General features: G+C 63.5%; 17 protein-coding genes. 14 read left to right on the forward strand and 3 right to left on the reverse strand.

The genetic code is table 11. The annotated features are described in order from the left end of the window. The 3 genes from IE053_RS04410 to recG are packed head-to-tail and all read left to right on the forward strand — an operon-like array spanning position 1 to position 3,015. Positions 1-441, forward strand: coding sequence for a nuclear transport factor 2 family protein (locus IE053_RS04410; protein WP_189572397.1), 441 nt, complete (start codon positions 1-3; stop codon positions 439-441). Positions 442-444: 3 nt separating this feature from the next. Further along, positions 445-876 carry a nuclear transport factor 2 family protein gene (locus IE053_RS04415; protein ID WP_189572400.1) on the forward strand — a complete coding sequence of 144 codons (432 nt, stop codon included), beginning with the start codon at positions 445-447 and terminating at the stop codon, positions 874-876. A 42-nt stretch (positions 877-918) separates the two neighbouring features. Beyond that, on the forward strand, positions 919-3,015 hold the full coding sequence (gene recG, locus IE053_RS04420; RefSeq protein WP_189572403.1) for an ATP-dependent DNA helicase RecG: 2,097 nt from the start codon (positions 919-921) through the stop codon (positions 3,013-3,015). Between the two features lie 2 nt (positions 3,016-3,017). On the opposite strand, the gene IE053_RS04425 is transcribed toward recG, so the two are convergent. Next, complete coding sequence (locus IE053_RS04425; protein ID WP_189572406.1) at positions 3,018-3,797, reverse strand: DUF502 domain-containing protein; 780 nt, start codon at positions 3,795-3,797, stop codon at positions 3,018-3,020. Between the two features lie 207 nt (positions 3,798-4,004). Between IE053_RS04425 and IE053_RS04430 the strand changes: the two genes are divergently transcribed. Beyond that, on the forward strand, positions 4,005-5,108 hold the full coding sequence (locus IE053_RS04430; protein WP_189572409.1) for a DUF3089 domain-containing protein: 1,104 nt from the start codon (positions 4,005-4,007) through the stop codon (positions 5,106-5,108). A 122-nt stretch (positions 5,109-5,230) separates the two neighbouring features. Here IE053_RS04430 and IE053_RS04435 read toward each other — a convergent pair whose 3' ends face one another. Continuing rightward, positions 5,231-5,665, reverse strand: a complete 435-nt coding sequence (locus IE053_RS04435; protein WP_189572412.1) for a hypothetical protein — start codon at positions 5,663-5,665, stop codon at positions 5,231-5,233. A gap of 2 nt (positions 5,666-5,667) precedes the next feature. Further along, a complete protein-coding gene (locus IE053_RS04440) occupies positions 5,668-6,951 on the reverse strand; it encodes a hypothetical protein (RefSeq protein ID WP_189572414.1) in 1,284 nt (427 codons plus the stop codon). Positions 6,952-7,084: 133 nt separating this feature from the next. Between IE053_RS04440 and IE053_RS04445 the strand changes: the two genes are divergently transcribed. From IE053_RS04445 to IE053_RS04490, 10 genes are all read left to right on the forward strand, one after another. After that, positions 7,085-7,225: a hypothetical protein gene (locus tag IE053_RS04445; protein ID WP_189572417.1), complete on the forward strand. Its 141-nt coding sequence runs from the start codon at positions 7,085-7,087 to the stop codon at positions 7,223-7,225. A gap of 38 nt (positions 7,226-7,263) precedes the next feature. After that, a complete protein-coding gene (locus IE053_RS04450; RefSeq protein ID WP_189572420.1) occupies positions 7,264-7,473 on the forward strand; it encodes a twin transmembrane helix small protein in 210 nt (69 codons plus the stop codon). Positions 7,474-7,631: 158 nt separating this feature from the next. Further along, entirely contained in the window at positions 7,632-8,705 is a 1,074-nt protein-coding gene (locus IE053_RS04455) for a glycoside hydrolase family 16 protein (protein ID WP_189572422.1), read from the forward strand. 40 nt (positions 8,706-8,745) lie between these two features. Next, positions 8,746-9,321, forward strand: coding sequence for a cob(I)yrinic acid a,c-diamide adenosyltransferase (locus tag IE053_RS04460; RefSeq protein WP_189572425.1), 576 nt, complete (start codon positions 8,746-8,748; stop codon positions 9,319-9,321). A 69-nt stretch (positions 9,322-9,390) separates the two neighbouring features. Then, positions 9,391-10,227 (forward strand): DUF5694 domain-containing protein, encoded by an 837-nt coding sequence (locus tag IE053_RS04465; protein WP_189572428.1) that lies wholly within the window; start codon positions 9,391-9,393, stop codon positions 10,225-10,227. Between the two features lie 101 nt (positions 10,228-10,328). Continuing rightward, positions 10,329-11,078 carry an electron transfer flavoprotein subunit beta/FixA family protein gene (locus IE053_RS04470; protein WP_189572430.1) on the forward strand — a complete coding sequence of 250 codons (750 nt, stop codon included), beginning with the start codon at positions 10,329-10,331 and terminating at the stop codon, positions 11,076-11,078. 3 nt (positions 11,079-11,081) lie between these two features. Then, positions 11,082-12,011 (forward strand): electron transfer flavoprotein subunit alpha/FixB family protein, encoded by a 930-nt coding sequence (locus tag IE053_RS04475; RefSeq protein ID WP_189572433.1) that lies wholly within the window; start codon positions 11,082-11,084, stop codon positions 12,009-12,011. A gap of 290 nt (positions 12,012-12,301) precedes the next feature. Next, positions 12,302-13,849, forward strand: coding sequence for a phytoene desaturase (locus IE053_RS04480; RefSeq protein ID WP_189574721.1), 1,548 nt, complete (start codon positions 12,302-12,304; stop codon positions 13,847-13,849). Positions 13,850-13,855: 6 nt separating this feature from the next. Beyond that, the gene (locus IE053_RS04485; RefSeq protein WP_189572436.1) at positions 13,856-14,827 is read left to right on the forward strand and encodes a phytoene/squalene synthase family protein; all 972 of its coding nucleotides are present in this window, start codon (positions 13,856-13,858) and stop codon (positions 14,825-14,827) included. Next, on the forward strand, positions 14,824-15,564 hold the full coding sequence (locus IE053_RS04490) for a fatty acid desaturase (protein ID WP_229786050.1): 741 nt from the start codon (positions 14,824-14,826) through the stop codon (positions 15,562-15,564). The genes IE053_RS04485 and IE053_RS04490 overlap by 4 nt, the downstream gene beginning before the upstream one ends. The last annotated feature ends 46 nt before the right edge of the window (positions 15,565-15,610 follow it).

Here is a 15,610-nt window from a genome sequence, read left to right on the forward strand (position 1 = left end):
ATGAGCACCGAAGAGGCGGTGCGCGCATATTACCGGGACAGGCTTCTGAATGATCCCGAAGTGCTGCGCAGCTGGTTCACACGCGACGCGCAGGTGTCGATCAATGGCAGTGACGCGCTGTTTGGTCTCGACAACACATTTGGCATGAAGGACGGCGCCTCGGCGCAGGCCTTCACCAATTTTCTCGTCAACACCTGGAAACTACTCGACTTCGAGATCCTTTCACTGGTCAGCGAAGGCAATCGCGCGGCGACGCGCGTGATCGTCGAGGTCGAATGCATACCGACGGGCCTCAAGGGCCGCTCGGAGATCTGCAACCATTTCACATTCGATGGGGAGCGGATGACCTCGATCCTCGAATTCCTCGACACCGCTCACGCGGCGAAGCTGCTCGAAGGCGCCGAGAGCTTCCCGGCTGCCTATGCCGGGCAAGAGGCCTAGACCATGAAATACGACAACCTCGAAGAAGCCATCCGCGCCTATTACCGCGATCGCCTTCGCGCAGACGGGTTCCTTTCCTCCGAATGGTTCCATCCGAGCGCCGTCATCTCGCTGAACGGCAGCGGCATTGTCGATGCGCATGAGCCGCTGACACCGATCTCAGGCCGGCGCCGCTCCTCCGACGATCCCGAGGAGCAGCAGGCGCTTCTAGACACGTTGCGCAAGAGCTGGCGTATCCACACCGCGGAAATCATCGACACGCTGACCCAGGACGACGTCATCGTCCTGCGCGCGATCTGGGACGTCGAGTGCCTCGAGACGGGCGAGCGTGCGACCACAGAAGTCTGCGAGCACTACCGCTTCGCCGGCGACCGCATCGCTTCGGTCATCGCGTTCTTCGACACGGCGCTCGCCAAGCGGATGATCTCGGCCTGAACAGGTTGCGGGTGGACGGCAGGACGGGGCAGAAGGTGCCCCGTGCGACCGTCGATCCTGAACCCCCTCTTCGCTGATCTCACCACGCTTGAAGGCGTCGGCCCGAAGACGGCGGCGCTCCTGCAGAAGGTTGCCGGGCCGCGCCTCATCGACCTTGTATTCACGCTCCCCTCGGGGGTCATCGACCGCAGCCACAGGCCGCCCATCGAGGCGACACGGGACGGCGAGCACGCCACCCTCACGCTTACCGTCGATGCGCACGAGCCTCCCCCTGCGAACCGTCCGCGCTCACCCTATCGCATTCTTTGCTCTGACGGTACGGGTTGTATAAGGCTGGTCTTCTTTCGTGCCCATCGCGACTGGCTGGAGAAGCAGCTTCCCCAAGGCGCAACACGGATCGTTTCCGGGAAGGTCGAGCAGTATGGCAACCAGCGCCAGATGGTGCATCCTGACGCCATCGTCGATCCGGACAAGGACGGTGAGCTTCCCTCCGCCGAGCCCGTCTATCCCCTGACCGCAGGTCTGCAGCCGAAGATCATGCTCCGTGCCGTGAGAGATTCCGTTGCCCAGGTGCCCGATCTTCCTGAATGGCACCGCCCGGATGTCATTGCGCGCGAAGCCTTTCCTTCCTTCCAGACCGCGATCCGTGAGGCACACAACCCGGAAACGCGGATGGACCTCCTCCCCGACACGCCCCACAGGCGAAGGCTCGCCTATGACGAGTTCTTCGCCAGCCAGCTCGCTCTCGCCCTGACCCGCAGGCGCCAGCGTTCGCTCGGTGGGCGGAGCTTTCGGGGCGATGGCAGCCTCGTCGCCGCGGCGAAAGCGGCGCTGCCCTTCGACCTCACGGGGGACCAGCAGAAGGCGCTGCAGGAAATCCAGGAAGACCTTGCCCGTCCGCAGAAAATGGTCCGCCTGCTGCAGGGTGATGTCGGCTCGGGCAAGACCGCCGTTGGTGTCCTAGCCGCACTGTCGGTCATCGAAGCGGGCGCACAGGCGACCCTCATGGCCCCGACCGAAATCCTCGCGCGCCAGCATTTCGAGTCGATCGAACCCATGCTGAAGGCAGCGGGCGTTTCCTCCGTTCTCCTCACCGGGCGCGACAAGGGACAGGAGCGGGCCGCCAAGCGCCGGGCATTGGCCGAAGGCTTTGTCCAGCTCGCCGTCGGCACCCATGCCGTGTTCTCCGAGGACGTGGAGTTCGAAGACCTCGGCCTCGCCATCATCGACGAGCAGCACCGCTTCGGTGTCCAGCAGCGCCTGAAACTCCAGGAAAAAGGTCAGGGCACGGACGTCCTTGTCATGACCGCGACACCCATCCCGCGCACCCTCGCCCTTACCGCCTATGGCGACATGGATGTCAGCCAGATTCGAGAGAAGCCGCCCGGCCGCAAGCCGGTCGATACCCGCGCCATCCCCCTCGCCCGGCTCAATGACGTGGTCGCGGGCGTTCGCCGCGCGATGGACGCCGGCGGGCAGGTCTACTGGGTCTGTCCCCTCGTCGAGGCCAATGACCAGCTCGAAGCCACTGCGGCCGAGGAGCGCTTCGCCCACCTCCAGACCCTCTTCGGCGACCAGGTCGAACTCGTGCATGGAAAGATGAAGGGGCCGGAGAAGGACGCTGCCGTGGCGCGCTTCGCCTCGGGTGCCTGCAAGCTGCTGGTCGCCACCACAGTCATCGAGGTTGGCGTCAATGCTCCGGATGCGACCGTTATCGTCATCGAACACGCCGAGCGCTTTGGCCTCGCCCAGCTTCACCAGTTGCGAGGCCGAGTCGGTCGCGGCGAGAAGCCTGGGAGCTGCATCCTCCTTTACGGGGGTGAGCCGGGGGGCCTCTCGGAAACCACCAAGGCAAGGCTCAACGTGCTCAGGAACTCGCAAGACGGTTTCGAGATTGCCGAAGAAGACTTGCGCCTGCGGGGATCGGGCGATGCTCTCGGCACGGCGCAGTCGGGCTTCCCCACCTTCACCCTCGCCAGTCTCGGCGACCATCAGGGCTTGCTCGAAATGGCCGCAGCGGACGCCAAGATGGTCGTCGAAGAAGACCCGGAGCTGCAATCCGAACGCGGCGAAGCGCTCCGCGTGCTGCTCTACCTCTTCAGTCGTGACGATGCGGTTCGAAGGCTGCGGGCGGGCTAACCTCAGCTATCCGCCTCGACCTCGCGTTCGTAAGCTTCCTGGAGTTCAGGATCGGTCTCGGTCTTCTTGCGCTTGAGGAAGCTGAAGGCCCCTGCATTGGAGTGCAGGTCCACAGGCTTGTGCCCCTCGTCCTCAAGCACGAATTCCGGCGCCACGAGACCAGCCGAGAAGATCATCTTCGCTCCGTCCTCGACCGACATCGACAGCACACGAAGCTTCGACCGTGGAACGAACAGCAGGAACCCGGAGGTCGGGTTCGGCGTCGTCGGCACGAAGACGTTGGTCATGTCGTCGCCTATGTCTTTCAGCGCGTGAAGCGGTTCCCCCTTCGTCCGTGTCACGACGAAGCAAAGCGTCCAGAGGCCCGGACGTGGATACTCGATCATCGCCACTTCCTTGAACGACTGCTCCGACTGCTGAAGCCCCATCTCGAAGACGTTCTTGAAGAAGCCATAGAGGTTCCGCACCAGCGGTGTTGAATCGACGAGGCCCTCACCCATGCTGATGAAGAAGCGGCCGATGACGTTCTTTGCGAACATCCCGAGCAGGGTCAGGAGGACGATCGTCACCAGGATACCGAAGCCGGGCACGTAGAGATCGGCCCAGGCCGGCGGCAGCCATGCGTCGGGGATGTAATTCTGGACCGTGCCGTCGACCTGGGCCAGCGGCCCGGTGATCAGCCAGTACATCACCCCGGCAGTGATCAGGAGCGGCGCGGCAATGACCACGCCCGCAAAGAAGCTGTTGCGCAGGCCTGCTATAGGCCCGGTGCGGGGGATCATCGCTCCCTCCTGTTTTCTCTTGCGCCTGGTGCGTCCCTGATTTTCGCTTTTTGCCATAATCTTTCCGCCGACGCGTCCTAGATGCCACGCAAGTCCAAATTTCGCGTTAGACCTGCATGTAGGGCCTTAGCGCGCGCCTCAACAGGCGCTAGCACCGACCTTGCGACAGGGAAAAGTTCCGCGTCCGTAATCTGGAGACTGACACCCTTGCGACTGGTTCTGATCCTGATGCTGGGTATTTTTGCGGCGCTGGGCGCGCTCGCCTGGCACTATCAGGACGAGCTGACCCTCGCATGGATCAACCCCGACCGCAGCTATGAGGGCTACACGCCACCGCCAGCACCCGATTACCGGGAGGACGAGGCATGGTTCCGGCGCGGAGGGCCGCAGGATGGCGGCGCGCAGGTCTTCGTCATCCACTCGAATGTCTATCGCGGCGACGGGAACTGGAACGCGCCCTATGACCGCGAGACCCAGGCCGATTTTATCGAGGATGTCATTCTCGTCGCGGAGGCGACCCCGTTCGAGCCTCTCGGCCCGGTCTGGGCACCGAAATACCGCCAGCCGACCATCTTCGCGCGCTTCACGCAGAAGCATCCCGGCGCGGCTTCCCGCGCCACGGCTTATCAGGACATCAGCGCCGCTTTCACCCAATTCCTGCAGGAGGCTGATCCCGAAGCGCCGGTCATCGTCGCTGGCTATGGCGACGGCGCTCTTTTCGCCGGGCAGCTCTTCCTTGAACGAATCGCCGACGACCCGGACGTCATCCGCCGCACCGCCGCGGTCTACGCCATCGGGATGCCGCTACCGGCGCGGCTCTTCGAGGGTCAGGTCTGCGAGGGAGAGGAGCAGCCACGCTGCATCGTCGCCTTTACGCCAGTGGACGCGCGCTTTGAAGGCTATCAGGACCGCCTGCGGACCCGGACGCTGACCCTCGGACCCGGCGGCAGCTACGTCTCGACGTCCGGCGTCGGCAAGCTCTGCGCTCCACCGCCGATGGGCAAAGAGCTCTCCGCGATTGACGCCCGGTCCCGGCGGCTCATCGACGTCACCCTCGACGCCGAATGCGTCGACGGCCTTTTCGTCTTCCAGCCGCCCGAACCCCAGGCGCTGCGCAGGCGCCGCCTGTTCGGCCAGCAATGGTTCCCCGATGGCGTGAACCTCTTCGCCGAACCCATTGCCGAGGACGCCGCCCGCCGTGTTGCCGGGGCCTATCGCATCATGGCCAAGGAAGAGAATGCCGTGCCGCCGCTTGTGGCGCCCGAAGAGATTGTCCCAAGCCCGATCAACAAGGTGCCCGAGCCGAACTAGCGCAGTCATGTCTCGCACTGTCATCCCGGACAGCGCGCAGGCGCTTCTCCGGGACCCAGACGCAGCGATCTATGGGTTCAGGGCTCCGGCTTCGCCGTCTCCGCAATGACACGCAGGGGCGCCTAGAAAATCCCGAGGAATTTCTTCCGCTTACGGCGCAGTTTGTCGGAATGGTATTTCTGCGCATATTCGAGGTAGTCGGATCCAGAACGCCGCACGCGTGCCTCGGTGAATTTGAGATCTGCGAGCAGCCGGTCGTCGAGACCCTGAAAGCTCGTCGCTTCCGCCTCCGCGTCGAAGCTGGCCTGCGGCTGCCCCCCACGGCGCCCGCCGCGTTTGGCCTTGCGCTGAATGTCTGCGTGCAGAGCGGCAAAAGCAGCCTGAACGGCATCGCTCTTGTCGTCGTGCCCTGCCTCCAGGGCCTTCGCGGCACCGGCGCGCAGCTCGGCCCGCTCGACAGCGGAAGGCCGCTGCACCGTATCGATATCCACCGATGTCAGCCGCGCGCTCGTCCGTCCTGCGAACTCGCCCCAGATCTGTTTCAGCCTGTCCGCCATGGTCAGAGCTCCGCTTTCTCTTTGCCCATCACCAGACCCTCATTGCGGGTGATGGTCGCAAGGCTGATCGGCCCGCCCACGGTCTCCACCGAGTTCATCACCTTCTGCTGGAAGGAGTTGAGCTTGATGAGCGACGCGGCGGTCTCGCCCAGTTCCTTCTTCGGCAGTACACTGACGGCCCTGAGGATAGGCATGGTGTGGACGTGGTACTGGAACTGGTCGATCGAAGTGAAGAACGCCTTCAGCGCATTGGCGAGATTGCCTTCGGAATAGTCCTGCATCAGCTGCGCGCGCTGCTGGTCGTTCATGCCCGGCGCGCGCCCGATGACGTCAGCGACCAGATGGCTCGACAGCTTCAGGGTCTCGCCAAACAGGAACATCCTGAGATGCGCGTCCATGCCGGTCAGGAAGGTCCGGATCATCCGGTCCTGCGCGAACGGAGCGATCACCGGACCTGAATCCGCGCTCATGTCCTGCGCCCGGTCCATGCGGTTCTTCATCTTTCCGAGGACCACGGACGATGTCAGGTAGCTCCGCATCGAGGGGAACTTCTCGGTCCGTCCGAAGCCGGCGAAAACGACGCCGGTATAGTGCTCGAAGAACGCATCCTGCGTGACCGACATCACCGCGATATCCCGCAGCTTGGCGATGGTGTCGTTGGCCACCGACAGGGTCGGGAACTCGTTTTTCAGGGCGTTGACGAGGCTCGCGATCAGTTCGTCAATCTCCGCGCCGTACCGCCGGAGGAGCTGCTCTTCCGTCCCCTCCGGGAAGACTTCGAGGCGCCCGCGCGGCGTGCCATCGAGATTTCGGGTCAGGTCGCCATAGAGCTCCTCGACGACATAGGCGAAGACCGCCGAGACGTGATCGCGGATGCGCCCTGCCTGAGCCTGCTTGAGCTGTTCGAGCTGGAAGTCGAAATCCTCGGCGATGATCGAGAAAATGACGGCAACATGCTTGAAGAATTCGGTGTCCTGGTGGTCCTGCGGGAACAGCTCGGGATTGTCCGACAGGAAAGCGATGAAATCGCGCGCATGGGCGTCCAGCGTGTCCAGCGCCCGGCCCCGCGCCTGCTCGCGATACAGGGAGATGATCGTCTCCCACGGCGTGCTCATCAGCTCGGCATTGTTGTAGATCATGACGCCGATCGGCTGGCCTTCGACCAGCGGGAAAAGCTTATCAACCGACTGATATGTCTTGAGATAATTCGCCCCGGAGATCGTCACAGCGCTGTCGGCGGCCATGGCCACCGCAGACCGGTTCATCAGGACCACTTCAGACGTCATGCCCCACCCGTCTCCCTGGTCTGGCCCCCTGGCCAGGTTTGACGCGGGGGTGGAACCCTCGCGCCCTCTCATCCGTATCTATTCCAAAAGTGACGTTCTCGCCAGTGGGCGGGGCCAGAAAGGGTTAATCATCATGGCCAAGCATCTCGACACGAACGAAGCGCGTCAGGGTCGCAACCGTCCGTTCCAGTGGAGGGTCTTCATCATCTCGACGACGGCGGCTGCGGCGATCTTGCTGGCGATCTGGCTGTTGTTCCTCGGCGGAAGCTTCTAACTGGACGCTGACCTCTCACGCGGACGGAAGGAAGCTCCATGATCACCGCACTTCAGTATTTCCTGATCCCTCTCGCGATCCTCGCGACCACGGCGTTTCTCGTCATGGGAATTTACTCGCTCGCCAAGGGCGGGGAGTTCGCGGAGAAGAACTCGAACAAGCTGATGCGCGCGCGGGTGGCCGCCCAGGCGGTCGCTGTCGCGCTTCTGCTGCTCCTCGCCTACCTCCTCTCGCGAGGTGGCAACTGACAACGTAGTCATCTATCCTGCGGTGGACAAAGGGGCTTTGCATGTTTCCCATTCACCGCAGGATCACACCCACTGACCGCAAAAAGATTGTCGCGGGTCAGAGTCGGCAACAGGCTTGCCCGATGGCCAGGTCGATCTCTCTCCGCCCCTTGTCTTCGATGAGCAGGCTTCTCGCAGCCGCGCTTCTCGGCTTCTCCTTGGCAGCGTGCGGCGGCGGGGGATCGTCTGGCGGCAGCAACGCCCCGGCGGGAGGCAGCACGCCTCCGCCCACGACCCCTCCGCCGACCACAAGTGAGCCCGACCGGCCACCAGTCCCCAGCACCCCGCCTTCCGGGCCGGATTACTTGCCTTCCGGCAAGGGCTGGAACCTCGTCTGGTCCGACGAATTCGACGGAACGGCTCTCGACGACACGAAATGGAGTGCTGAGGAAGCCTGCTGGGGCGGCGGCAACAATGAACGCCAGTGCTACACCCAGCGGCAGGACAATGTCGAAGTCGTCAATGGCGTCCTGCGCCTCGTCGCGCTCGAGGAGAGCTTCACGGGCTCGACCCTGCCGGTGACCACCAATCCGAATGACACGGCGACAAACACGCAGCCTTATACCAGTGGCCAGGTCCGCTCCATCGGCAAGGCGTCATGGACCTATGGCCGGATCTCCGTCCGCGCAAAACTGCCCTCGGGCCAGGGGACATGGCCTGCGATCTGGATGCTCGCCGACAGCGAAACCTACGGCACCGTCTGGCCCCTTCACGGCGAGATCGACATCATGGAGGCGGTCAACCTCAAGGCGACCTGCAGCCAGTGCGGCGGCTCCACCGGTGAGAACCGCACCTCCTCCGCGATCCATTTCGGCAGCGAATGGCCGAACAACCAGTTCGTGGACGAGAAGACCCCTCTCCCAGGCGAGGTCAATCCTGCTGATGGCTACCACGTCTACTCCGTCGAATGGGCCGAAGGGATCATGCAGTTCTTCGTCGACGACGTGCTGCATTTCACCGTCAGGAATTTCGAATGGTACACGGATCATCCGGCGGGCGCCGGAAATCCGAACGCACCCTTCGATGCGCCCTTCTACCTCATCATGAACCTCGCCATCGGCGGCAACTGGCCCGAAAGCGTCAATGATGGCGGCGTCGCCCCGGACGTTGCACCGAGCCAGATGCTGGTGGACTGGGTGAGGGTCTATGAGTGCACCGGCGATACGACAGCGGTGGCCTGCCTGTCGAACTGACGCGGTGGCGTTTCTCAGGGGCACGGCCTAGAAGCTTGCCATGGTCACCCTGAACAAGATCTACACCCGCACCGGCGATGGCGGCGACACCGGCATTGTCGGCAGTTACCGCCTTTCCAAGCATCACCCGCGCATCGCCGCCATCGGCGACGTGGACGAGCTGAACGCCGCCATTGGCGTTGCCATGCAGGCCGACCTCGGTGACGCGTTGCGCGGCATGCTGCTGGCCATCCAGAACGACCTCTTCGACCTCGGCGCGGACCTCGCAACCCCCGAGACCCAGAAGGGCGAGCTTCGCCTCGCCCCCGGCCGGATCCAGAAACTCGAAGAGATGATCGACGAGATCAACGACAAGCTTCCGCCGCTCGAAAGCTTCGTCTTGCCATCAGGGCCAGGCGGCGCCCCCGCCCTCCACCTCGCCCGCGCCATCGCGCGCCGCGCCGAGCGCTCGGTCTGGGCACTGAAGGAGCTTGGCGAGCCCGAGGGCAAGGTTTCCGAGCCGGTGCCCACCTTCCTCAACCGCCTGTCGGACCTCCTCTTCGTCGCCGCGCGCAAGGCGAGCCGGGACAAGGGCGGCGAAGTCCTTTGGGTCCCCGGCGGCGCGTCAGGCGAATAATCCCGCACACTCTTACAAGGCGACGGCCCTGACCTTACCTGCCTGTCATCGTCAGCAGGGAAGTCTTCCATGATCCGTCGCCTCGGCCTCCCCGGCCTCTCCGCCGCTCTTCTCACAGCCTGCGCCTCCACCGGGCATGGAGAAGGCCCCCACGAGGCCCCGATCGAGGTGATGGTAATCGGCAGCTGGCACATGCAGTCGACCGACAGCAACGTCATCGACGTCGATGGCCCGGACGTCCTGACCGCTGAGCGGCAGGCAGAGTTGGAGGCCCTCATCGACCGCCTCGAGCGCTTCGCACCCACCGTAGTCGCCGTCGAGGAGAGCACCGATGAGCCGGGCTTCATCGATGACGGCTATTCCCGGTTCAGTCCGGACATGCTGCTGGCAAACCCCACTGAGGAGCTGCAGATCGGCTACCGCCTTGCCCGCCGCATGGGCCATGACGAAGTCTACGGCATCGACGAACAGCCCGGCGCGGGCGAGCCCGACTATTTCCCCTTCGGCAAGCTGATGGCCCACATGGCAGAGACCGGCGAGGCCGAGGCCCTGCAGGCGACGCTCGCCGAGATGGAGACCCGCATCGAAGCGACCATGGCCTCCTTCGAAGAGATGACCATCGGCGAAGCCCTCGCGGAGACCAATCGCGGCCTCCTCAGCTCGGCGGACCTCTATTACGACATGCTCCGCTACGACCAAGGCGAGAGCCAGCCAGCCGCCGAGCTCTACGCCTATTACATGATGCGCAACGCCAAGATCTTCTCGAAGCTTCTCGACGTAACCGAGCCAGGCGACCGCGTGGTCGTTGTCTACGGCGCAGGCCACAAGCACTTCCTCGAACTCCTTGCCGAGAACATGCCCGGCGTCGAAAGGGTCGATCCGATGCCCTATCTCGAGGGTCGCTAATCACACACTGCCGAGCAGCCCTTCGTCGCGTTGCGTCGGGCGCTGACACCGCCTAGACCCCGGCCCAACCATAGAAACCCCAAGCGTAAGGAGTGACGCCCATGAAGGTGCTCGTCCCTGTCAAAAGGGTGGTCGACTATAACGTGAAGGTCCGCGTGAAACCGGATCAGACCGACGTCGACCTCGCCAACGTCAAGATGTCGATGAACCCCTTCGACGAGATTGCCGTCGAAGAAGCCGTTCGCCTGAAAGAGGCCGGCATCGCCGACGAAATCGTCGTCGTCTCGATCGGCCCCGAAAAGGCCCAGGACCAGATCCGTCAGGCACTCGCCATGGGCGCGGACCGCGGCATTCTCGTCACCACCGACCAAGAGGTCGAAAGCCTAGCTGTTGCCAAGATCCTCAAGAAAATCTGCGAGGAAGAGCAACCGGGTCTCGTCATCATGGGCAAGCAGGCCATCGATGATGATCGCAACCAGACAGGCCAGATGCTCGCCGCGCTGCTCGACTGGCCGCAGGGCACCTTCGCTTCGGAAGTGAAGAAGGAAGGCGACAAGCTGCTCGTCACCCGTGAAATCGACGGCGGTCTGCAGACCGTTGCGTTGAACCTTCCTGCGGTTGTCACCACCGACCTTCGCCTGAACGAGCCGCGCTACGCTTCCCTGCCGAACATCATGAAGGCGAAGAAGAAGCCGCTCGACAAGAAGGCCGCGGCCGACTTCGGCATCGACCTGACCCCGCGCCTCAAGAAGCTCAAGGTCACCGAACCGCCGAAGCGCAAGGCTGGCATCAAGGTCGAGAGTGTCGAAGAGCTCGTCGACAAACTGAAGAACGAAGCGGGGGTCCTCTAAGCCATGGCCATTCTCGTTATCGCTGACCACAACAACGAAGAACTGAACGACGCGACCCTGAAGGTCGTCGGCGCGGCCCAGAAGATCGGCGGCGACATCGACGTCCTCGTTGCGGGCGAGAACGCTGGCGCTGTCGCTGAAGCGGCGTCGAAGATCTCCGGCGTGCGCAAGGTTCTGCACGCTGACGATCCGCACTATGCGAAACGCCTTGCCGAGCCGATGACCGAACTCATCGTGCGCTTGGCGGATGACTACGACTACATCCTCAGCTCGACCAGCACCGACGGCCGTAACTTCATGCCGCGCGTCGCTGCCAAGCTCGACGTGATGCAGATCTCGGCCATCACGGGCGTTGAGAGCCCTGACACCTTCGTGCGTCCGATCTATGCGGGCAACGCGCTGGCGACGGTCCAGTCGTCCGACCCCAAGAAGGTCATCACGGTCCAGCCGACGGCCTTCGAGGCCGTGGGGATGGACGGTTCTGCCCCCATCGAGAAGATCGAAGGTGGTCCTTTCCCGGAAGTCTCGGAATTCGTCTCCGAAGAACTGACCAAGTCCGACCGTCCGGACCTTGCCAGCGCCAAGATCGTCATTTCCGGCGGTCGCGCCCTCGGCTCGGCCGAAGCGTTCGAGAAGTATATCTTCCCGCTCGCTGACAAGCTCAACGCCGCCGTCGGTGCGTCCCGTGCCGCGGTCGACGCCGGTTACGTGCCGAACGATTACCAGGTCGGCCAGACCGGCAAGGTCGTCGCGCCGGAGCTCTACATCGCCGTGGGCATCTCGGGTGCGATCCAGCACCTCGCCGGCATGACGGACTCCAAGGTCATCGTCGCCATCAACAAGGACGAAGAAGCCCCGATCTTCCAGGTCGCGGACTATGGCCTCGTGGCGGACCTCTTCGAAGCGCTTCCGAAACTGCAGGAAGCTCTCTGAGCCTGCCAGGTTATCCTGGACGGCCGAAGGTCGATCCAGGACCCAAGGCCCGCTGCCTCCCGCAGCGGGCTTTTTTGTTCCAGACTCCCGCGCCATCTTGTCCCGCGCCCAGAAGTACCCTTGCGGCTGTCATGAATTGCGCGATTTTGGTTCCAAAGGTCGACGCCCGGCGGTGTCGGGCGTAACCTCTCGGGGATGTGCCCGCGCCGGATACCGGGCCTAACGCATGCGCCAACGGCGTGGCATGAAGGGACGAACAGGGCATGAGCGAAGCGGTCAGAATGGACCCGATGAGTGAGCTGACACAGCCTGCGAATGACGGCTCGAAACCGGCGGCCTGCGTCGTCGGCGCGGGCTTTGGTGGGCTCACCCTCGCCTGCCGCCTTCAGTCGATGGGTTTCCAGACCACCCTGATCGAGGCGCGCGACAAGCTCGGCGGCCGTGCCTATGTCTATGAGAAGGACCAGTTCTTCTTCGACGGCGGTCCGACGGTCATCACCGACCCCTCCTGCCTCGAGGAAGTCTTCGCTCTCTCCGGTCGGAAGCTATCGGATTACGTGGAGCTGCTCCCCGTCGAGCCGATGTACCGACTCGCCTGGGAAGACGGCGAAATCTTTGACTATTTTCAGGACACGGAAAAACTGGTCAAGGAGATCGAGCGTCTCAGCCCACAGGACGTCGAGGGCTACCACAAGTTCTACAAGTATTCCGAAGCCCTCTTCGAACACGGCTATCTCAAGCTCGGCCATGTCCCGTTCCTGAACTTCTGGTCGATGATCAAGCAGGCCCCCGCCCTTGCAACGCTGCAGGCACAACGCTCCGTGGCCGGACGGGTCAAGGACTTCATCAAGGACGACAAGCTGCGCCAGGCATTCAGCTTCCACACCCTTCTCGTCGGCGGCGACCCGCACAAGACCAGCGCCGTCTATGCCCTGATCCACGCGCTCGAGCGCAAATGGGGTGTCTGGTTCCCGCGCGGCGGCACGGGCGCCCTCGTCCGTGCCTTCGGCAAGCTGTTCGAGGACCTTGGCGGCAAGACCATCATCGGCGACCCGGTGGAGGAGATCACCGAGGTCGGCGGCAAGCTCAAGACCGTCCGCACCAAGAGCGGTTTCGAGCAGGATTTCGACTGCGTCGCCTCCAACGCCGACATTGTCCACACCTACGACAAGCTTCTCGGCAAGACCCCGCGCGGCCGCAAGATGGGCCCGGCGATGAAAAGCAAGCGCTTCTCCATGTCGCTCTTCGTCGCCTATTTCGCGACCGACCAGAAATACGAAGACGTCCGCCACCACACGATCTGCTTCGGCCCTCGGTACAAGGAGCTTATCGCGGAAATCTTCTCAGGCCCGAACCTGCCTGACGATTTCTCCCTCTACCTCCACAGGCCGACGGCCACCGATCCCGGCATGGCGCCGGAGGGGCACGACACCTGGTACGTCCTCTCCCCGGTTCCGCACCTCGGCAAGGCACCGATCGACTGGTCCGTAGAAGGACCGAAATACAAGCAGAAGATCTACGACTACCTCGAGAAGCACTACCTGCCGGACCTGAACAAGCACATCGTTGCCGATCACTTCATCACGCCGCAGAGCTTCAAGGACGACCTCGTCGCCCACCACGGCTCGGCCTTCAGCCTCGAGCCCGTGCTGACCCAGTCCGCCTTCTTCCGGACCCACAACCGCGACGACGAGATCCCGAACCTCTACTTCGCCGGCGCAGGCACCCACCCGGGCGCAGGCATCCCCGGCGTCGTCGGCTCGGCCAAGGCCACGGCAAAGCTGATGGCCGAAGACTTCGGCATGGCCGAGCGCTACAAGGCGATGGCTGCGGAGTAAGAATTGATGGACGGCACCCTCGCCAAACGTTCAGCAGACGCCATCGCCGAGGGCTCGAAGAGCTTCGCCCTCGCTTCGCTTCTCTTCCGTCCACGGATGAAGAAGCACGCGCACATGCTCTACGCCTGGTGCCGTTACTGTGACGACGTCATCGACGGCCAGAATCTCGGCTTCGGCGAAACCGTGGCTGCAGGCCGCGAGGGCCACCCCGACGCCGAAGACCTCGCCTTCCTCGAAGCGGAAACCGACAAGGTCTATCGTGGCGAAGATCCCAAGACCTGGCAGTTCGAAGCCTTCCAGCAAGTTGTCCAAGAAACGGGTATGCCGCGTCAGCATGCGGACGACCTCCTGCGCGGCTTCCAGATGGACGTCGCCCAGCACAGCTACGACACCCTCGAAGACACGCTGCGCTACAGCTACCACGTGGCCGGCGTCGTCGGCGTCATGATGGCGATCGTCATGGGCATCGACCCCTCTGACGACAACACTCTCGATCGCGCCTCCGACTTGGGCATCGCCTTCCAGCTCACCAACATCGCCCGCGACGTGATCGACGATGCGGCGATTGGCAGGGTGTACCTCCCCGGCGACTGGCTCGAAGAGGCAGGCGTGCAACCCGAACCGCGCCATGTCCTCGACGAACGCAACCGCGAAGCGGTCTGGAACGTCGCCATCCGCCTCTTGGACGAAGCGGACAAGTACTATGTCTCGTCAGGACCCGGCGTCAGGAAGCTCCCCATCCGCGCAGGCTTCGCCGTCGCCGCTGCCCGCGGCGTCTACCGCGATATCGGCCGGGTCATCCGCGCCAAGGGGCCGGAAGCGTGGAAGGAGCGCGCCCGAACCTCGGCCCGCCGCAAGCTCGCCCTTGCGGGCCTTGGCTGCCTCCAGGGTGCAGGCTCGAAGTCTCTCTTCTTCCGCCAGCTTCCTCCGCGCGCAGACCTATGGAAGCGCCCCATGCTCAAGGGCTTGCCTTCGTGACAGCAAAAGAGATGCAACGGCAGGGGGTCATCGGCCTGACCCTGGCGGGCCTCGTCACCTTGGCCTGGCTGACGCTGCACGTCTACGCTGTCCATGTCTTCGAGATCGGCCCGGAGAGCGGATGGCTCATCCCCGTGATGGTTCTCAGTCTTTGCTGGCTCTCCGTCGGCCTCTTCATCATCAGCCACGACGCCATCCATGGCAGCCTCGCACCGGGTCGGCCGCGCATCAATCGGACCATCGGCTGGATCGTGACGACGCTCTACGCTGGCTTTGATTTCGACCGCCTCGAAGACAACCACAACAGGCACCATGCAGCACCCGGCACCGCCGCGGATCCTGATTTCTCCGCCGATCATCCCCGTGCCTTCGTGCCGTGGTTCAGGGAGTTCTTCCTCCGCCATTTCGGCTGGCGCCCGCTCCTCTTCGTGAACGCAGTGGTCCTCGTCTATTGGCTCGTCTTCGACGCCTCGATAGTCAACCTCGTGCTTTTCTATGGCATTCCCGCCTTGGGAAGCGCCGTGCAACTCTTCTATTTCGGCACCTACCGCCCGCACCGGCACGAGGGTGACAGCTTCGCCGATCACCACCGCACCCGCAGCAGCGGCTATGGCTGGCTCACCAGCCTCCTCACCTGCTATCATTTCGGCTATCATCACGAGCACCACCTCTACCCGCATGAGCCGTGGTGGAGACTGCCGCAACGCCGCGGCCAGACAAAGGAGGTGACAGCGTGACCCTCGAACTCTGGCAAAAGATCGCCCTCGTCCTCGGCACCGCCGT

This window comes from Parvularcula lutaonensis (genome assembly GCF_014651915.1).
GTDB lineage: Bacteria > Pseudomonadota > Alphaproteobacteria > Caulobacterales > Parvularculaceae > Parvularcula > Parvularcula lutaonensis.